The organism is Mesorhizobium sp. WSM4822 (assembly GCF_055811155.1).
Window position 1 is genome coordinate 38449 of sequence record NZ_JBVVQM010000019.1, and the last position, 17075, is coordinate 55523.

Annotated in this window: 16 protein-coding genes; 8 read left to right on the top strand and 8 right to left on the bottom strand. The window is 64.8% G+C overall.

The window, feature by feature from the left end; translation table 11 throughout:
• Positions 1-13: 13 nt before the first annotated feature.
• Positions 14-580: an invasion associated locus B family protein gene (locus tag AC0L3E_RS31115; RefSeq protein WP_473606448.1), complete on the top strand. Its 567-nt coding sequence runs from the start codon at positions 14-16 to the stop codon at positions 578-580.
• 68 nt (positions 581-648) lie between these two features.
• Entirely contained in the window at positions 649-1893 is a 1245-nt protein-coding gene (locus AC0L3E_RS31120) for a M24 family metallopeptidase (protein ID WP_473606449.1), read from the top strand.
• Positions 1894-2131: 238 nt separating this feature from the next.
• Here AC0L3E_RS31120 and AC0L3E_RS31125 read toward each other — a convergent pair whose 3' ends face one another.
• From AC0L3E_RS31125 to AC0L3E_RS31145, 5 genes are all read right to left on the bottom strand, one after another.
• On the bottom strand, positions 2132-3568 hold the full coding sequence (locus AC0L3E_RS31125; RefSeq protein ID WP_473606450.1) for an amidase: 1437 nt from the start codon (positions 3566-3568) through the stop codon (positions 2132-2134).
• Between the two features lie 201 nt (positions 3569-3769).
• Positions 3770-4861 carry a Gfo/Idh/MocA family protein gene (locus AC0L3E_RS31130; RefSeq protein ID WP_473606451.1) on the bottom strand — a complete coding sequence of 364 codons (1092 nt, stop codon included), beginning with the start codon at positions 4859-4861 and terminating at the stop codon, positions 3770-3772.
• Between the two features lie 263 nt (positions 4862-5124).
• Positions 5125-6288 carry an ABC transporter substrate-binding protein gene (locus tag AC0L3E_RS31135; RefSeq protein ID WP_292704246.1) on the bottom strand — a complete coding sequence of 388 codons (1164 nt, stop codon included), beginning with the start codon at positions 6286-6288 and terminating at the stop codon, positions 5125-5127.
• Between the two features lie 71 nt (positions 6289-6359).
• Positions 6360-7208: an ABC transporter permease gene (locus tag AC0L3E_RS31140; RefSeq protein ID WP_128309601.1), complete on the bottom strand. Its 849-nt coding sequence runs from the start codon at positions 7206-7208 to the stop codon at positions 6360-6362.
• Complete coding sequence (locus tag AC0L3E_RS31145; RefSeq protein ID WP_027037522.1) at positions 7205-8032, bottom strand: ABC transporter ATP-binding protein; 828 nt, start codon at positions 8030-8032, stop codon at positions 7205-7207. The genes AC0L3E_RS31140 and AC0L3E_RS31145 overlap by 4 nt, the downstream gene beginning before the upstream one ends.
• A gap of 337 nt (positions 8033-8369) precedes the next feature.
• Between AC0L3E_RS31145 and AC0L3E_RS31150 the strand changes: the two genes are divergently transcribed.
• Positions 8370-9314, top strand: coding sequence for a MurR/RpiR family transcriptional regulator (locus tag AC0L3E_RS31150; protein WP_127329262.1), 945 nt, complete (start codon positions 8370-8372; stop codon positions 9312-9314).
• Positions 9315-9428: 114 nt separating this feature from the next.
• Positions 9429-11279 carry a flavin-containing monooxygenase gene (locus AC0L3E_RS31155; RefSeq protein ID WP_473606452.1) on the top strand — a complete coding sequence of 617 codons (1851 nt, stop codon included), beginning with the start codon at positions 9429-9431 and terminating at the stop codon, positions 11277-11279.
• 93 nt (positions 11280-11372) lie between these two features.
• Here AC0L3E_RS31155 and AC0L3E_RS31160 read toward each other — a convergent pair whose 3' ends face one another.
• Positions 11373-12605, bottom strand: a complete 1233-nt coding sequence (locus tag AC0L3E_RS31160; RefSeq protein WP_473606453.1) for an amidohydrolase/deacetylase family metallohydrolase — start codon at positions 12603-12605, stop codon at positions 11373-11375.
• 28 nt (positions 12606-12633) lie between these two features.
• Positions 12634-12999, bottom strand: a complete 366-nt coding sequence (locus tag AC0L3E_RS31165; protein ID WP_027037525.1) for a RidA family protein — start codon at positions 12997-12999, stop codon at positions 12634-12636.
• Positions 13000-13220: 221 nt separating this feature from the next.
• On the opposite strand from AC0L3E_RS31165, the gene AC0L3E_RS31170 reads away from it, so the two are divergent.
• Positions 13221-13706, top strand: a complete 486-nt coding sequence (locus AC0L3E_RS31170; protein ID WP_473606454.1) for a hypothetical protein — start codon at positions 13221-13223, stop codon at positions 13704-13706.
• A 9-nt stretch (positions 13707-13715) separates the two neighbouring features.
• Here AC0L3E_RS31170 and AC0L3E_RS31175 read toward each other — a convergent pair whose 3' ends face one another.
• A complete protein-coding gene (locus AC0L3E_RS31175; RefSeq protein WP_127383179.1) occupies positions 13716-13973 on the bottom strand; it encodes a hypothetical protein in 258 nt (85 codons plus the stop codon).
• Here AC0L3E_RS31175 and AC0L3E_RS31180 point away from each other — a divergent pair.
• The 3 genes from AC0L3E_RS31180 to AC0L3E_RS31190 all read left to right on the top strand — a co-directional run bounded on the left by AC0L3E_RS31180 (position 13972) and on the right by AC0L3E_RS31190 (position 16974).
• The gene (locus AC0L3E_RS31180) at positions 13972-14769 is read left to right on the top strand and encodes a COG4705 family protein (RefSeq protein WP_473606455.1); all 798 of its coding nucleotides are present in this window, start codon (positions 13972-13974) and stop codon (positions 14767-14769) included. The genes AC0L3E_RS31175 and AC0L3E_RS31180 overlap by 2 nt on opposite strands.
• 160 nt (positions 14770-14929) lie before the next feature.
• Positions 14930-15607, top strand: coding sequence for a winged helix-turn-helix domain-containing protein (locus tag AC0L3E_RS31185; protein WP_473606456.1), 678 nt, complete (start codon positions 14930-14932; stop codon positions 15605-15607).
• Positions 15604-16974, top strand: a complete 1371-nt coding sequence (locus tag AC0L3E_RS31190) for a HAMP domain-containing sensor histidine kinase (protein WP_473606457.1) — start codon at positions 15604-15606, stop codon at positions 16972-16974. The genes AC0L3E_RS31185 and AC0L3E_RS31190 overlap by 4 nt, the downstream gene beginning before the upstream one ends.
• Positions 16975-17075 lie beyond the last annotated feature (101 nt).

The following is a 17075-nucleotide window of genomic DNA, read 5'->3' on the forward strand; positions in this document are numbered from 1 at the left end:
CCGGCAAAACAACATGGCACCTACTTTAGTGAAGCCTAATTTGCTTGGCGCGGCCGCGGGGCTGGCCGCCCTGTGGCTTGGTCTGACGGCCGGCCCAGCCCTTGCCGAAGATGCCAAGCCGGCCCAGCCAAAGCCGGCTGAAAGCAATGCAAAACCGGCCGATGCCAATCCGTGGTCGGTGAACTGCTCCAGCGGTTCGGCGACCACCGAGCTTCAGTGCCAGGTGTCGCAGAACCTGACCGAGGCCAAGACCGGGCAGCGCGTGCTGACCGTGACCGTGCGCCGCGACAACGGCAATGGCAGCCTCGCCATGCTGCTTGCCCTGCCGCACGGCCTGTTCCTGCCGTCCGGCGCCTCCTTCCAGATCGACCAGGGCCAGAAGACGACGATTGCCATCCAGACCAGCGACCAGAACGGCGCCTATGCCGCCACGCCGCTGTCGGCGGATCTCATCAAGGCCATGAAGTCCGGGACCAATCTGAACATCGGCATGGAATCGGTCACCCGCAAGCCGGTCACCATCCCGGTGTCGCTGGCCGGCTTCACCGCCGCCGTCGCCAAGCTGGAATCGATCAAGTAGCTGCTGTCAGCGGCTTGATTGTGCGCACCCGGAATGCTCCGTTGCCGCTTCGGACAGTGGAGAAACCCATGACAGGCTTTGTCGATCGCCAGCGCGCGGCGCAACTGATGGACCGCGCCGGCATTGAGGCGCTGGTGCTGTGCGCGCCCGAGGCTTTCCACTATGCGACCGGCGCCTCGATCGGCCCGTCGGGACTGTTCCGGCGCGCCGGCGCCGGCTTCGTCGTCATCCCCGCGGGCCAGGACCTGCCGATGGGCGTCGTGGTGGCGGATTTCAATGCGGGACAGCTGCAACTGGCTCTGTCGGATGCCGTCATCCGCAGCCACCCGATCTGGATCGAAACCGCCACGCTTGACGCCTCGACCGCAGGGCAAGGGCTGGCGCAACGCGTCGAGGCCGGCCTTGCCTCGTCTGGCCGGGCGCCTGGTTTTTCCCGGCCTGCAACATTCGAACTTGCCCGTTCCGTCCGCGAACTGAAGGAGATCCTGAGCGGGTTCGGACTTGAGCGCGCAAGGATCGGCGTTGATCTCGATTTTATTCCCGCCGCAGATCTCTCGGTCATGCAGGCGCTGCTGCCGGGCTGCACGATGGTCGACGGCTCGGCCGTGCTCGACAGGTTGCGGGCCATCAAGTCGCCGGGCGAGATCAACCTGCTGCAGCAAGGCATCATCCTGTCCGAAGCCGGCATGGAGCGGCTGCAGGTCGATGCGATGGCCGGCATGCGTCAGGCCGATCTCATTGCGCTCTATCGGCAAGGCGTCGCCACGGCCGCGGCCGGACTGGCCTATCCGGTCGCCACAGCCGAATATGTGACGCTCGGCGCGAAGGCCAAAAGCACCGATGCGAAAGCCATGCCTGGCGATCCGCTGAAGTGCGACATGGTCTGCACGGTCGGCGGCTACGCCTCCGACATGTCGCGCAATTTCACCTTCGGATCGCCATCCGCCGAGCAGGCCGAACTGCACGCGATCGCCGAGCGGGCCTTTGACGACGGGCTGGCCGCGCTTGTTCCGGGAGCCACGCTCGCCCACGTGCATCGCGTCGCCACCGACAGCCTGGCGCGGCAAGGGCTGCGCACCTACCGCCGCGGTCATTTCGGCCATGGCGTCGGCCAGTCGGTCTTCTCGGAGCAATGGCCGTTCATCGCCGCCGACAGCGATGTCGTCATCGAAGCCGGCATGGTGCTGGCCTTCGAGATCCCGCTCTACATAGACGGCCTCGCCAGCTTCAATCTCGAGGACCAGTTCCTGATCACACCGGATGGGCCCAAGCCGATGAACCGCCTGCCGAGGCGGCTGGAGAGGATTGGATAGCGAGGCTGGTGGAGGGTGCTTGCCGTTTTCACCATCGCACTCTACGGCGCCCCCCTCTGCCCTGCCGGGCATCTCCCCCTCAAGTGGGGAGATTGACTGTTTCGGCGTCGGTCTTCGTCTTTCAACGTCGAAAATTGGCGAAGGTGGTTGTGACAGCCGATCTCCCCACTCGAGGGGGAGATGTCCGGCAGGACAGAGGGGGGCGCTACGGAACTCGGCGGTGCGTGCCTCGCAGCAACTAACCACTCACCGCCGGCCTTCTCCCCCTCCACGGCATCTCCTGCTCCAGTTGCGCCGACGCAGCCAGCACCGTTGCCTCGTCGCCGTAGCGGCCGACCAGTTGCACCCCGATCGGCACGCCGTCTTTCGACCAGCCGAGCGGCAGCGAGATCGCCGGCTGGCCGGAGATGTTGAAGGGGAAGGCAAATACCGAGTCCGCCCATTTGGCGTTGTAGCGGTCGATATCGGTTTCCGACATGTCGTAGTAGCCGAACGGGCGGGGCAGCTGCGTCAGGGTCGGGGTGATGAAGAGATCGTAGGCGCCGAGGTCGCCGACGATGTCGCGGCCGATCTGCCTGAGCTGCTCGACATCGGAGATGTGCCTGGTGCCGCTGGTCGAGCGGCCGCGCTCGATGATTGCCCAAGTCACCGCCTCGACATCGCCTGGCGTCACCGGCCGCCCCACCACCGTCTCAAGGTAGTCGAACGTCGCCGCCGTCTGCACGCAGGTCATGTTGGTGTAGGTCGCCCAGACAGCATTGGCGTCGAGCGGCATATCGTGCTCCTCGACGTCGTGGCCGAGCCGCTCGAGCGCAGCCACGGTTGCCAGCACCGCCGCCTTCACCTCCGCATCGATCGCCGTGCCGTTGGGTGGCGTGACGGAAAAGCCGATGCGCAGCTTCTTTGGCGCCCGTGCCGACAGGCTGAGCCAAGAACCATCGGGCACCGGCGGCGTGTAGGGATCGCCGGGCAGTGCGCCGGCAACCGCATCGAGATAGGCCGCGGTGTCGCGCACGGTGCGCGAGCAGCACAGGAAGTACGCGCCGCCATACCAATAGTCGCCGAACGGCGCGAGGCTGACACGGCCGCGCGACGGTTTCAGCCCGACGATGCCGCAGCAGGAGGCCGGGATGCGGATCGAGCCTGCGCCATCGCTGGCCTCGGCGATCGGCACCATGCGCGAAGCGATGGCCGCGGCAGCGCCGCCGCTCGAGCCGCCGGGCGTGATGCCTTCCTTCCACGGGTTCTTCGTCACACCGTAGAGTTTTGGCTCCGTGGTGATCGACCAGCCGTTCTCCGGCGCGTTCGACTTGCCGACCAGCACCAGCCCGGCCGCCTTCATGCGGCGAACCACCTCGGTGTCGAAATCGGCAACGACATCCCTGAGGTAGAATGAGGAGTTGGTGTTCGGTGCCCCGGTCCAGGACGAGGCCAGCTCCTTGAGCAGGAACGGCACGCCGGCGAAGGGCGCTGATGTGTCGACCGTCTCGGCCTGCGCCCGCGCCATGTCGTAGAGGCGATGGATGACCGCATTGAGCGCCGGGTTGAGCCGCTCGACCAGCGTGATCGCCGCCTCCACCAGTTCCCCCGGTGAAACCTGGCCGCTGTGCACCAGGCCGGCCAGGTCGAGCGCGTCGGACTCGGCATAGGTTTTCAGCAGACTGTCGGTGACCATGTCTCTCTCCCGTCGTTCGTTGATCTTGCCAACGTTGGCGCCGCCCCTCATCCGCCTGCCGGCACCTTCTCCCCGTATAGTGACGGGGAGAAGGGAGACGCTCCAACGCTGACGACCCCCTCTCCCCGTTCTTCACGGGGAGAGGGTAAGGGTGAGGGGCAGCGCCGGCCTGAAACGATTGCCGCCAGCAGCCGGATTGCGTCAGGCCAGGTCGATGGTCCGCCCCAGCGCGATGCTCTGTTCGGCGGCCAGCACGATGCGCAGGCTGTTGACCGCCGCATCCATCTGCTCGGTCAAATCGAGATCCTCGCGGATAGCGCGCAGGAAGAAGGCCTGCTCGCGGTCGCAGAGCTCCTGATGGCCGGGCTCGTCCTCCATGCTGACGATCTCGTCGGGCTTCGAGAAATTCTTGTCGCCGTCGACCGCGGCATAGTGGATCTTCAGGGCATCGGTCTTGGTGTGGCGGTCGATGTCGGCGGAGTTCGAAACCTCTGCCAGTTCGGCAGCACTGTTCGCCTGCTGGCCGGCGACGATCGATACCGCGCCCTTGGGGCCGACGACGTCCTTCACGAAATAGGCCGTCTCGCTCATCATCGGGCCCCAGCCCGCTTCGTACCAGCCGACCGAGCCGTCATCGAAGGTGACGTGCAGGTGGCCGTAATTCTGCTTGTCGGCTTCCGCCCAGAGCTTGGCGCCGATGCCATGCACACGCACCGGCTTGGCGCCGGTCAGCTGGCACATGACGTCGACATAGTGGACGCCGCAATCGACGATCGGGATCAGCGAATCGATCAGGTTCTTGTGCCAGTGCCAGGCGCTGCCGCTGCTCTGCTGGTTGAGGTTGAGCCGCATCACCAGCGGCTTGCCGAGCGTCTTCCCGACCTCGATGAACTTGATCCATGACGGGTGGACGCGCAGGATATAGCCGAGCACCAGCTTGCGGTTCTTCGCCCGCGCCGCCGCGACAACCTTCTCGGCATCCTCATTGTTGGTGGCGAGCGGCTTTTCCATGAACACATGGCAGTTGGCGGCGATTGCCTTCAGCGCATATTCGGCGTGGGTGTTCGGCCAGCTGTTGATCGACACCGCGTCCGGTTTTGTTTCCTTCAGCGCCTGGTCGAAATCCTCGTAGAGTGGGTAGCCGGCTAACTCTCCCGGAATCTTCGTGTTGCTCTTGATCGAGCGGCTCATGATGCCGACGATCTCGAAACCGTCGAGCCGGTGATACGCGCTGGCATGCGACGCACCCATATTGCCGAGACCCACCACCAGCACTTTTACTCTGTCGGACACCGCTGCCTCCCAAATTCTTGATTGAATCTTGGGCGGCGCTGTTGCCGTCGCCCGCATGTTTATCCAGGACAATCACCTTAGGTTGGCGCCGCCCCTCATTGCCCTGCCGGGCATTTCTCCCCGTATAGTGACGGGGAGAAAGGGCTGGCCGTAATGTTGGCGATTGGCGAAATCATCAACGACAGCGTCCCCTCGCCCCGTTTACGGGGAGAGGATGCCGGCAGGCAGGTGAGGGGCGGCGCTGACCTGGACAATTGCCAGCCCTACTTCACCGCCGAATCGAACAGATGCGCCTTGATCTTCTCGACATCGAGCGCGGCAAAACCTTCCGACAGCTTGACGCCGTCGGCATCGGCCTTGACCTTGGCCTTGTCGAAATCATTGGCCGGGCCGATCAAATCGTTGGTGCAGACATCCTCGGCCTTCACCGGAGCGGTGATCTGGCCGATCTTGTGGATCTCGTCGAAGAAGCCCTGCCAGCTCGCCATGTCGTGCGAGCCCCAGCCGCCGCGTTTGTCCATGTCGCCGCGGAAGACGTTGATCTGCTGCAGGATCGAGGTGGTGCCAAGCTCCGGCCCGAGATTCTTGGCCAGCGTCGGGAACTGCTCGAACACCGCTTCGACCGCCGCGCGGGGATTCTGGTAGCCGAATTCGAGGCCCATCGCCCAGCCGCGCAGGTACTTTTCCAGCAACGCCTTCTTGTCGGCGTCCTCCAGATCGGCGGCGCGCACGACGAAAGTATTGGCCGGCAGCTTTGAGTTCTGCACGCCGAGCCAGTATTCGAAGTCGAGCCCCTTGGCGATCCATTCGGCGCGCAGGCCTTCCCACGACAGGGCAGCGTCGCCCTGGCCGCCGGCAAGAGCCGTGCCCCATGTCGGCCAGCCGGCCTCGACATATTTGACCTTCTTGATGTCGACGCCCTGCGCCGCCAGCAGCGGGTCGGTGATCGACTGCCAGGCGGCGGAGCCGAGCAGGATGGTCTTGCCTTCCAGCTTCTTCAGATCGTTCGATCCCTCGCCCTTGCGGAAGGCGATGCTGAACGTGTCGCGGGCGCCCATATGGAACACCGACTTCAGCTTCATGCCGTTCTGGATGGCGAAAGAGAACACGCCGGGCGACGGGAAGCCCATATCGGCCTGGCCGACATCGACGAACTTCACCGTCGCGGTGCCGTCCGACGGCCCCGGCTGCATGTCGGTGTCCAGCCCATCGAAATAGCCGGCCTTCTTGGCTGCCCAGTAGGGATAGTCGTCGAGCACTTCGAGCGTGCCGCGCGGCGAGATCCAGGTGAATTTTCCGTAGGGTTCGGCCCTGGCCTTGAGGCCGGTGGCGCCAAGCGCCGTCGCGGTCACCAGCCCGGCGCCGGTCACCTGCAGGAAAGTGCGGCGGCTGATCCCCGCCGGGTTGGTCGAGAAATTATTGGTCATGGCATTCCCCTTTTTTGTTTGATGTCAGTCTCTTGCCGCCCGCCTCCCGGGCGCCGTCTGTACTTTTGTGTTCAAGCCTCCCAGCTCGCCCATTTCTTGCCGATCAGGAAGAACAGCACGTAGATCAGGATGCCGAGCGTCGACAGGATCAGCACCACGGCGAAGAACTGCGGCATCTGGATCATCGACGAATAGGTGGTCAGCCGGTTGCCGAGGCCGAAGCCGCCGCCGACCATTTCGGCGCCGACCGCGGTCAGCAGACCGAAGATGGCGCCGATCATCAGCCCGACCAGGATCATCGGCAGCGCCATCGGCGCGCGGATCTTCCAGAATATCTGCAAGGTGCTGGCGCCATAGGAGCGCGCCAGCGCGATCTTGGCGCTGTCGACGCGGCGAAAGCCGGTGGCGGCATTGATCATCACCATCGGCCCGGCGGCCAGCGCCACCGCGATGATGCGCGGCGTGTAGCCGAAGCCGAAGCGCAGGATCAGAAGCGGCACCAGTGCCAGCATCGGCGTGGTGACCAGTAGCAGGATGTAGGGCGCGACGATCTTCTCGGCGAACGGAAACTGGGTGATGACGGCGGCCAGCACCAGGCCGACGATCGCGCCGATGGTGAAGCCGGACACCAGCTCGACCAGCGTGTAGCCGAGATGCGGCGCGATCAGCGGGAACTCGTCGAACAGCGCATAGGCGATCGAGCTCGGCGGCGGCATGATGTAGAGCGGCACGTGGAACAGCCGCAGCGCCAGTTCGATGCCGCCGATGATGATCACCGCCACGGCAAGAATGGCCGCCACCTCCTTGCCCGACTTGATGCCGGGGCCGCTGGCGAAGGCCGACAGATTGGTCAGGCTGACCTCGTGGCCGTCGGCAGACTTGGATTTGGAGAATTCCGGAATGGCGTCGCCTCCGCTCACGGCCTGATCCTCACGATCTCGGCGCTCGGGCGCTCCGGCGCTTTTGGCCGCGTGCGTTCGCCGACAATGTCCATCTTGATACGGTTGGTGAGGTCGAAGACCTCTTTCGTCGCCATGATCTCCAGCGAGCGTGGCCGCGCAAACGGCACGCGATATTCCTTGGCGACGCGGCCCGGCCGGGCGCTCAGCACCACGACCCGGTCGGAGAGGAAGATCGCTTCCTCGATCGAGTGGGTGATGAAGACGATGGTTGTCTTGGTGTCGAGCCAGATCTCCTCGACCAGCCGGTTCATCTCCTCGCGGGTGAAGCTGTCGAGCGCGCCGAACGGCTCGTCCATCAAAAGCACCGAAGGCTTCAACGCCAGCGCCCGCACGATCGCCGCGCGCTGCTGCATGCCGCCGGAAAGCTCGCGCGGAAACTTGCCGCCGAAGCCGTCGAGACCGACACGGTTCAGCAGATGCGCGATCCACGCCCGGTCCGGCTTCTCGCCCTTGATCTCGAAAGGGAAGCGGATGTTGGCGTCGAGATTGCGCCACGGCAGGAGGTTCGCCTCCTGGAAGACGATGCCGATATCGGGATGCGGACCGGTGATCGCCTTGCCATCAAGCCGGATCTCGCCGCTGGTCAGGCTGTGCAGGCCCGACATCGACCACAAGAGCGTGGTCTTGCCGCAGCCGGAAGGGCCGACGATCGAGACGATTTCATTGGCGCTGACATCGAGGCTGCAGCGGTCCAGCGCCAGCAGGTCGCCGGAGGCCGTGTGATAGATCTTGGTCGCTGCCTGCACGCCAAGCTTCGGCTTTTTTGCATCGCCCGTATTCATCTGCCCCCCGGGAAGATTGCGCGATGATCCATTGGCTCATCCCCAGCGAAAATCAGTCTGTAACTATCCTACTTTCCTGTCAAGCACCGACGATGGCCACCGTATCAGGAAAATCGATTAGTATGCCTATCTGCTTGTTTTAATATCGGTTTTGCGGCCTTGAAATGCATGTTGCTTTCCTACATACTTCGGAACTGACACGGATCGGAGAGGACCGGAGGAAGGTGATCTTTACCCTACGACACGCTGCGGTTGCGATGCGGTCGGGCGCGTGGAGCCAGGGCGTGCAAACATGCTAAGACGGCAGCCTAGCAACCCAGGGAAAGACCAGGACCCCATGAACGAAGCTGGCAGCCAGGACGAGCCTGTTCCAGGCCCCGATACCGAGGGGCGCGATCCTGTCCGGCGCATTCCCGACATCATCTCGCTGGTCAAGGATTCCTACAGCGAATTGCGCCCGGCCGAACGGCGTGTCGCCGATGTCGTGCTCGACGACGTCAAATATGCCGTCGACGCGTCCAACGCCGCCCTTGCCCAGCGCGCCGGGGTCAGCGAACCGACGGTGACCCGGTTCTGCCGCGCTATCGGCTGCGAGGGCGTGCGCGACTTCAAGCTGAAGCTGGCGCAGAGCCTCGTCGTCGGTGCGCTCTATCTGGCCAAGTCGCCCTCCGTCAGCAATGACAATGGCATGCCGTTCTGGAACGCCGTATTCGGCGAGGCGCGCCGGGCGCTGCAGGAGGCCGAGCGGCAGCTCGACCCGGCGCAGCTGCAGAAAGCCGCCGATCTGATCGCCAAGGCGCGCCAGGTCACCGTGTTCGGCCTCGGCGGCAGCTCCTCGGCGCTGGCGCAGGAAACCCAATACCGGCTGTTCCGCTACGGCATCACCGTCAGCGCCCAGTGCGACCCCTATCTGATGCGCATGACCGCCTCGACGCTCAAGCCGGGCGATCTGGTGATCGCCATTTCGGCGACCGGACGCACCCGCGAGGTGATCGAGGCCGTCGAGCTCGCCAAGCACTACCGCGCCAACGCCATCGCCGTAACCGCGCCCGACACCGAACTCGCCCGCGCCTGCGACGTCAGGTTGACGGTGGCGGTCCCGGAATATCCCGACACGCTGAAGCCGACGGCCTCGCGCTTCGCCTTCCTGGCGGCGATCGACCTTCTGGCGGTGGCCTCGGCCTACAAGCTCGACGGTTCGGCCCGCGAGACCGTGCGCCGCATCAAATACAACGCCCAGATCCACCGCACCGGCAAGGAGATGGAGCCGCTCGGAGACTAGCTCCCTTCTCCCCGTTCACGGGGAGAAGGTGCCGGCAGGCGGATGAGGGGCGGCGCCGAGTTCAACAATTGATGGTCCCAACTTGGATTGGGCGCATGCACAAAGAGGAAAGAAATGCTCGAAATAGCACCGACGAAAAAGGCAGCCGCATGGCTCGAATCCCTGGCGCAGGCGCTCGCAGCCGGCGACGCTGCGGCGGCGAGCAACCTGTTCGTCGACGATTGCTACTGGCGCGATCTCCTGACCTTCACCTGGAACATCACCACAATGGAACGCCGCGAGGCGATCGCCGACATGCTGGCGACGACGCTGGCGACGGCCAAGCCGAGCGCGTGGCAACTGACCGGCGAGGCGACCTCGGACGATGGCACCATCGAGGCGTGGTTCAGCTTCGAAACCGCGGTGGCCAGGGGAGAGGGCATCATGCGGCTGCGCGACGGCCGCTGCCGCACGCTGTTCACGGCAATGACGGGCCTGAAAGGCTTCGAGGAGCGCAAGGGGGCGGGGCGGCCGCTTGGCGTGCGTCACAAGGCCGATCCAAAGCGCGAGACCTGGTCGGAGGCGCGGGCGCGCGAGACGCGCGAACTCGGCACCGAGGAACAGCCCTACTGCCTGGTCATCGGCGGCGGCCAGGGCGGCATCATGCTGGGGGCGCGGCTGCGCCAGCTCGGCGTGCCCACCATCGTCATCGAGAAGAATGCGCGGCCGGGCGATTCCTGGCGCAACCGCTATCGCACGCTCGTGCTGCACGATCCGGTCTGGTACGACCATCTGCCCTACATTCCCTTCCCCGAAAACTGGCCGGTGTTCACGCCCAAGGACAAGATGGGCGACTGGCTGGAAATGTACACGCGCGTCATGGAGCTCAATTACTGGGTCGCCACCAAATGTCTCAGCGCGTCCTATGATGAGGCCGAAAAAGTCTGGACCGTGGTGGTCGACCGCGTCGGCCGCCAGATCACGCTGAAGCCGAAGCACATCGTCTTTGCCACCGGCGCCTACGGTCCGCCACGGCGGATCGATCTGCCGGGCGCCGACCGGTTCAAGGGCGAGTTGCTGCACTCCAGCCAGTATGCCAGCGGCGACAGATTCCGCGGCAGGAAGGTGGCCGTCATCGGCGCGGCCAGTTCCGGCCATGACGTCTGCGTCGACCTCTGGGAAAGCGGCGCCGAGGTCACCATGATCCAGCGCTCACCGACGACGGTGGTCAAATCGGACACGCTGATGGAAGTCGGTTTCGAGATCTTCTCGGAAGACGCATTGGCGCGCGGCATCACCACCGAGAAGGCCGACATGATCGTCGCCTCGACGCCGTTCGCGCTGGTGCCCAAGGGCCAGCGGGCGCTTTACGAGGTGATCAAGGCGCGCGACGCGGCCTTTTACGACCGCTTGCGCGCCGCCGGCTTCGCCATCGATTTCGGCGACGACGAGACCGGCCTTCTGATGAAGGCCTACCGCACCGGCTCCGGCTACTATATCGATGTCGGCGCTTCCGACCTGATTATTGACGGCAAGATCGGCATCCGCAGCGGCGTCGCCATCAAGTCGCTGACCCCGAGCGGCATCCTGTTCGACGACGGCAGTGAACTCGCCGCCGACGCCATCATCGCCTGCACCGGCTATCAGTCGATGAACGAGACGGTGGCTTCGATCGTCTCGCGCGAAGTCGCCGACAAGGTCGGCCCCTGCTGGGGGCTTGGCTCGGGCGTCAAGGGCGACCCCGGACCCTGGCAAGGCGAGCTGCGCAACATGTGGAAGCCGACCGCGCAGGAAGCGCTGTGGTTCCACGGCGGCAATCTGGCGCTGTCGCGCTTCTATTCGAAATATGTGGCGCTGCAGATCAAGGCGCGGATGGAGGGCATTGAGACGCCGGTTTATGGGAAGCCGAGCAATTCAGGCGCTGCTGATCTCCCCCCTCGAGGGGGAGATGTCGCCGAAGGCGACAGAGGGGGTGGCCGCGCGTAGAGCGCCAGCCTCCATCTGCCGCAAGGAGGTCGCATCCAGTCGAACCGACCCCCTCTGGCCTGCCGGCGATCTCCCCCTCAAGGGGGGAGATGGCTAATCGTGCCGATGCCCGAAATGCCTCGCCGCAACCTCGACATGCGTATGCGACGCCTGCGCCACGAAACGCTCGGTCTCGTTGTGATCAGCCGCCTCGTTCGGCCACCAGGTGCCGCCAATAACGATGCCTTCCGACACCAGCCTCTGGTCGGCGACCAATGACGCGCCGACCGCGTCGACGAAGGTGAAGCGGCCCGGGCGCTGCCGGAGCACAGCGACATCGCCGACAGTGCCCACCGCCAGCGTGCCGAGATCAGGCCGCGCGATCGCCCGCGCCGGCGCTTGCGTGGCGGCGCGCAGGACCTCGACCAGCGGCATGCCGAGCGCCAGCAGCTTCGACATGCAGACCAGTATGTCGAAGGCCGGCCCGTCGACGCAGTAGAGATGCACGTCGCTCGAGATCACGTCCGGCGCCAGTCCTTCCTCGAGCATGGCGCGGGCAACGGCGAAATCGAACGAGCCCATGCCGTGGCCGATGTCGAAGATGACGCCGCGCTCGCGCGCCAGCCGCATGTCGGGCCGCACCGCGCCGGAAGCAAATACCGGCGCATTGGGAAACGGCCGGAAGCAGTGGGTGAGAATGTCGCCCCTGCGCAGCCGCGGCAGCACTTCCGAGCGGCCGGGCGGCGGCTCGTCTATATGCGCCATCAGCGGCAGGCCGGCCTGGTCGGCGGCCTCCAGCGCCAGATCCACCGGGGCGATGCCGCTGGTGCCGCCGGCATGCTTGCCGGAGCGGACTTTTACGCCGACCACGACATCGCGGTGCTCGCGCGCGGCTGCGACCACCTCGCGCGGTTCGCAGAGCCTGAGGTCGCTGCACTCGCCGACCGACACCGTCTGCGAGAAGCCGAAGATGCCGGCAAAGGAAATGTTGACATAGGCCAGGATGCGGACCTTCGAGCGCTCCATGACGTGGCGGCGGAAGCCGAGGAAATTGCCGGCGCCCGCACTGCCCGCATCGATGAAGGTGGTGGTGCCGCTCTTGGCGGCCAGCCGGTCGGCATCGACGCCAAGCGACGTGCCGCCCCAATAGACGTGGCTGTGCAGGTCGACCAGGCCCGGCGTGACGATGCAGCCGCCGGCATCGACGATCTGCGCTGCGCTGTCCGCCGGGATATCGGCATCGACAGCGGCGACCCGGCCATTGGCGATGGCGACATCGCGCGGCGCGTCGAGGCCAGCGGCCGGATCGATCAGCCGTCCGCCCTTCAGCAGGAGGTCGAATTGCATTGCGGTCACCTCCGCTTCGTTGCTTTGCCTACAGAGGCCGGTAGGCGACCGCCTCGACCTCGATCTTGATGTCGATCATCAGCCGCGATTCGACCGTGGTGCGGGCCGGCGGGTCTTTGGGGAAATGCCGGGCATAGACCGCGTTGAAGGCGCCGAAATCGCGCGCATCTTCCAGCCAGACCGTGGTCTTCACCACATCGTCCATGGTGCAGCCGGCCAGCGCCAGCGCGGCCTTGATGTTGGCGAGCACCTGCTCGGTCTGTTCCGATATGCCGCCCTTGACCACGATGCCGTCGCTGCCGACGGGAACCTGGCCCGAGACATAGACGAGATCGCCGGCCCGCACGGCTGGCGACAACGGCACATGCGATGTTCCAAAACACTGTTTCGGCAAGAGACAAGCCTCCTCTGATGACAGGACGGGGTGCCATGGCAGCGCCCGCTTCGATCGACATTTACGCCGATCGGGGCGATCCTCATAGGGGCCTTGTTGGAAAGCAACATTCTTCGAAATCCGTGTTGCTTTATTACAAGAGCGCTTGCATCGTACGCGCTGACGGGCGGCTTGGAAGCCGCAACGTACAGACGCATTTGCCAGAGCGGAGACACCCAGCGATGACTTACGACAAGAACCCGTTTCCATCAGGCGATGCCGATCGCCACGCGCTCTGGGAAATGCTGGTGCGGCGCGACATCGACGCTTTCATCGGCCAGGACTGGGCCATGGTCGAGGATGATTTCGTCGCCGAGAGCTTCTTCGGCATGCACGCGCATTTCCTCAGCAATGCCGACGCCTGGCGGCTGCAGTTTCCAAGGCTGGACATCTACCGCGACGAATGGCTGCGCCAGGCCAAAGAGACGGCGGCGACCAAATTCGCCGAGCCGCTGCGCGAGGCGCTGTTTCGCGTCACCAACATGCGCGACATCGACGTCGACGGCAACCGCGCCGTGCTGCACAAGAAATTCGACGGCTCGGTTGCCAAGGCGGACGGCAGCGTCGACCGCTTGAAATGGCAGACGCTGTATTTCTGCAGCAAGGTCGGCGGCAGCTGGAAGATATCAGGCTTCGTCGGCTACATGCCGCATCCGCTCGGCAGCTAGAACCACCGATCACCAGAGCGCAGGATGGGTCGGGCCGAACGTGCGGCCCGGCACCGCGGCCGCCATCAGCGAGCCGTTGAACAGCGATGGCGGATGCAAGGCGCCGCATTCCATCAAACGCATCGCCAGACATTGGCAATGCCTTTTGCGCCCATTCTTACGAATTTGTATGCCGCCGGACAGGCCGGTGTGAACTCGTTTGTTCACGATGCGCGGGGCGGATCGCAACCGCCCCGCCGCAACCGTCGACCTCTGGACTTCAGCCATGCTCGCGCCCAACAGGCAACAACCCGCCGCACCGAGCCATAACAGGGTTCCCGACGTCACCCTCGACTTCTGGCTGGTCAAGCTGATGGCGGTCACCACGGGCGAGACCGCGGCGGATTATCTTGCCGACACGATCGGGCTTGGGCTGACCGTCACCTCGCTGATCATGACCGGCATCCTGATCGCGGCCCTTGTCCTGCAGTTTGCGCAGAAGCGTTACGTGCCGTGGGCTTATTGGCCGGCGGTAGTGCTGATCAGCATCGTCGGCACGCTGGTGACGGACAACCTCGTCGACGGTTTCGGCGTGCGCCTGCAGACGGCAACCATCGCCTTCTCGGTCGCGCTCGCCGCGACATTCGCGGTCTGGTACGCCAGCGAAAGGACGCTATCGATCCACAGCATCTTCACCACCAGGCGCGAGATCTTCTACTGGCTGGCGATCCTCTTGACCTTCGCGCTCGGCACCGCTGCCGGCGACCTCGTCGCCGAAAGCTTCGACATGGGCTACCTCACGACGGGGCTGCTGTTCGGCGGTGCCATCGCGCTGATAGCGCTCGCCTACTGGCTGCGGCATCTCGACGGCATCCTGGCCTTCTGGCTCGCCTATATCCTGACGCGGCCGCTTGGCGCTTCGTTCGGCGACCTGCTGTCGCGGTCGGCCAGGCACGGCGGCCTGGGTCTCGGCACCATCTTCACCAGCCTGCTCTTCCTTGGCTGTATCTTTGCGCTTGTCCTGCACATGACCCTGAAGGAGGCAACCGACGAGGCGGACGAACTGTTGCTGGACCTGGACTAGGTGCAGGGCGGATGCGCTAGCGTTGACAATTGCCGAAAACCCCACCGCTTCGGCCAATCTTGAACGTTCTAGCGCCACCATACCTGCGCCTTCGTGACATCCTAGGAACAAGCCCGTGCCGGTGATAGCCTCTCCACCTCGGCAAAGGACCGGACCTTTCATGCGACTGCTTCTCGTCGAGGACGACCACAGGACGGCCGACTATATCGTCAGGGGACTGACCGAGGCCGGCCATACCTGCGACCTCCTGCGCAATGGACATGACGCGCTGTTCGCGGCGACCCGGGGCAATTACGACGTGATCGTCGCCGACCGGATGATCCCCGGCCTCGACGGCCTGTCGATGATCAAGGCGGTGCGCGCCGCGGGCGTACGGACGCCCACGATCTTTCTCACCTCCGTCGGCGGCATCGACGATCGCGTCGAGGGGCTGGAGGCCGGCGGCGACGACTATCTGGTCAAGCCCTTCGCCTTTTCCGAACTTCTCGCCCGCATCAACGCGCTTGGCCGGCGGCCGGCGGCGCAGGAGCAGAAAACCGTCCTGCGGGTCGCCGACCTCGAAATGGACCTGATCATGCGGCGGGTCACGAGGCAGGGTCAGCCGATCGACCTGCAGCCCAGGGAGTTCAGCCTGTTGGAAGTGCTGATGCGCGGCGAAGGCCGCGTCATCACCCGCACCATGCTTCTGGAGCGCGTCTGGGATTTTCATTTCGATCCCAGGACCAGCGTCGTCGAGACCCATATCAGCCGGCTGCGGGCCAAGGTAGACAAGCCCTTCGAAACCCAGCTCATCCACACCGTCCGCAACACCGGCTACAGCCTGCACGCGCCGTCATGACCGGAACATGGTCCCGCCTGCTGCGCAGCACGCCGTTCCGGCTGGCCCTGACCTTCGCCTTCCTGTTCGTGCTGGCCTTCGTCCTGTCTGGCGCCATCGTCTACCAGATGATGAGCGCCGATCTTGCCGAGCGGCTCGACGACACCATCAAGGAGACTTACGCGGTCGTCGCCGCGACCTATGCGGAGAATGATCTCAAGGAGCTGGTCGAGACCGTCGGCAGCCACTCCCTGCGCAGCCCTAGGAAGGAGCAGCTGTTTTCGCTGACCGACGCGACGGGCAATCGCCTGGCCGGCAACTTCACCGCGGCAGGGCTTCCCGACGGCTTCTCGATGTTCGACACCGAAATGCCCGGCGTGCCGCCCGGCGCCGAGTACCGCGCCTATTCCGGCCCCGTCGGTGGCAACATCCTGACCGTCGCCTTCAGCCTTTCCGAGACGGAGGAGCTGGAGAGGATCTTGCTGATGAGCTTTGGCTGGGGAACCCTGATCATCACCGGGCTGGCGGTCGCCGGCGGCGCCCTGCTGGCCTCGCGGGTCCAGCGCCGTCTCGACGGCATCGCCGCCACCATGGTGGATGTCTCGCATGGACGGCTGGACACCCGCATTCCGCTGACCGGCAAGGGCGACGACATCGACATCGTCTCCAGCCAGGTCAATGCCGCGCTCGACCGCCTGTCGGCACTGGTCGAAGGCATGAAACAGGTCAGCGCCAACATCGCCCACGACCTGAAGACGCCGCTCAACCGGCTGCAGATGATCCTCGACACCGCGTCCGAAAAGAACCTGTCAGGTCAAAAGGTCGCCCGCGAACTGGCCGACGCGCATGCCGAAAGCCTGCAGATCAACGAGACCTTCGATGCCCTGCTGCGCATCGCGCAGATCGAAGCTGGCGCGCGCCGGGCGCGGTTCACCGATGTCGATCTGGGCGAGGTGCTGCAGACCATCGCCGAGATCTATGCCGATGTTGCCGAAGACGACGGAAAGTCGCTGTCGTTGGCGCAACCACAGGAAACGACGGACCGGATCCATGGCGATCGCGAGCTGTTGACGCAGATGTTCGCCAATCTGGTCGAGAACGCGCTGCGCCATTGTCCATCGGGCACGACGATAAAGCTGTCGGTGGCGCGCCAGGACGAACGCGTCGTTGCCGGCGTCGCCGACAACGGTCCCGGCATTCCCGCCGACGAACGTGAAAAAGTGTTTCAGCGGCTTTATCGGCTGGACCATAGCCGGTCGACGCCAGGCAGCGGGCTGGGTCTCAGCCTTGTCCGGGCAATCGCCGATCTGCACGGTGCGTCGATTACGCTCGAGGATTGCCGGCCCGGGCTTGCGGTGGCGGTGAGTTTTCCGCTGGCGATGGATTAGAGGCCGATCTCCCCCCTTGAGGGGGAGATGTCGCCGAAGGCGGCAGAGGGGGGTCGCCTCGCGTGAAGCGCCAGCCTCCATCTGTCGCAAGGAGGTCGCAT

Coding starts and splice junctions, on each gene's coding strand:
- AC0L3E_RS31115 (WP_473606448.1), top strand. CDS start 14: ATGGCACCTACTTTAGTGAAGCCTAATTTGCTTGGCGCGGCCGCGGGG.
- AC0L3E_RS31120 (WP_473606449.1), top strand. CDS start 649: ATGACAGGCTTTGTCGATCGCCAGCGCGCGGCGCAACTGATGGACCGC.
- AC0L3E_RS31125 (WP_473606450.1), bottom strand. CDS start 3,568: ATGGTCACCGACAGTCTGCTGAAAACCTATGCCGAGTCCGACGCGCTC.
- AC0L3E_RS31135 (WP_292704246.1), bottom strand. CDS start 6,288: ATGACCAATAATTTCTCGACCAACCCGGCGGGGATCAGCCGCCGCACT.
- AC0L3E_RS31145 (WP_027037522.1), bottom strand. CDS start 8,032: ATGAATACGGGCGATGCAAAAAAGCCGAAGCTTGGCGTGCAGGCAGCG.
- AC0L3E_RS31150 (WP_127329262.1), top strand. CDS start 8,370: ATGAACGAAGCTGGCAGCCAGGACGAGCCTGTTCCAGGCCCCGATACC.
- AC0L3E_RS31155 (WP_473606452.1), top strand. CDS start 9,429: ATGCTCGAAATAGCACCGACGAAAAAGGCAGCCGCATGGCTCGAATCC.
- AC0L3E_RS31160 (WP_473606453.1), bottom strand. CDS start 12,605: ATGCAATTCGACCTCCTGCTGAAGGGCGGACGGCTGATCGATCCGGCC.
- AC0L3E_RS31170 (WP_473606454.1), top strand. CDS start 13,221: ATGACTTACGACAAGAACCCGTTTCCATCAGGCGATGCCGATCGCCAC.
- AC0L3E_RS31180 (WP_473606455.1), top strand. CDS start 13,972: ATGCTCGCGCCCAACAGGCAACAACCCGCCGCACCGAGCCATAACAGG.
- AC0L3E_RS31175 (WP_127383179.1), bottom strand. CDS start 13,973: ATGGCTGAAGTCCAGAGGTCGACGGTTGCGGCGGGGCGGTTGCGATCC.
- AC0L3E_RS31185 (WP_473606456.1), top strand. CDS start 14,930: ATGCGACTGCTTCTCGTCGAGGACGACCACAGGACGGCCGACTATATC.
- AC0L3E_RS31190 (WP_473606457.1), top strand. CDS start 15,604: ATGACCGGAACATGGTCCCGCCTGCTGCGCAGCACGCCGTTCCGGCTG.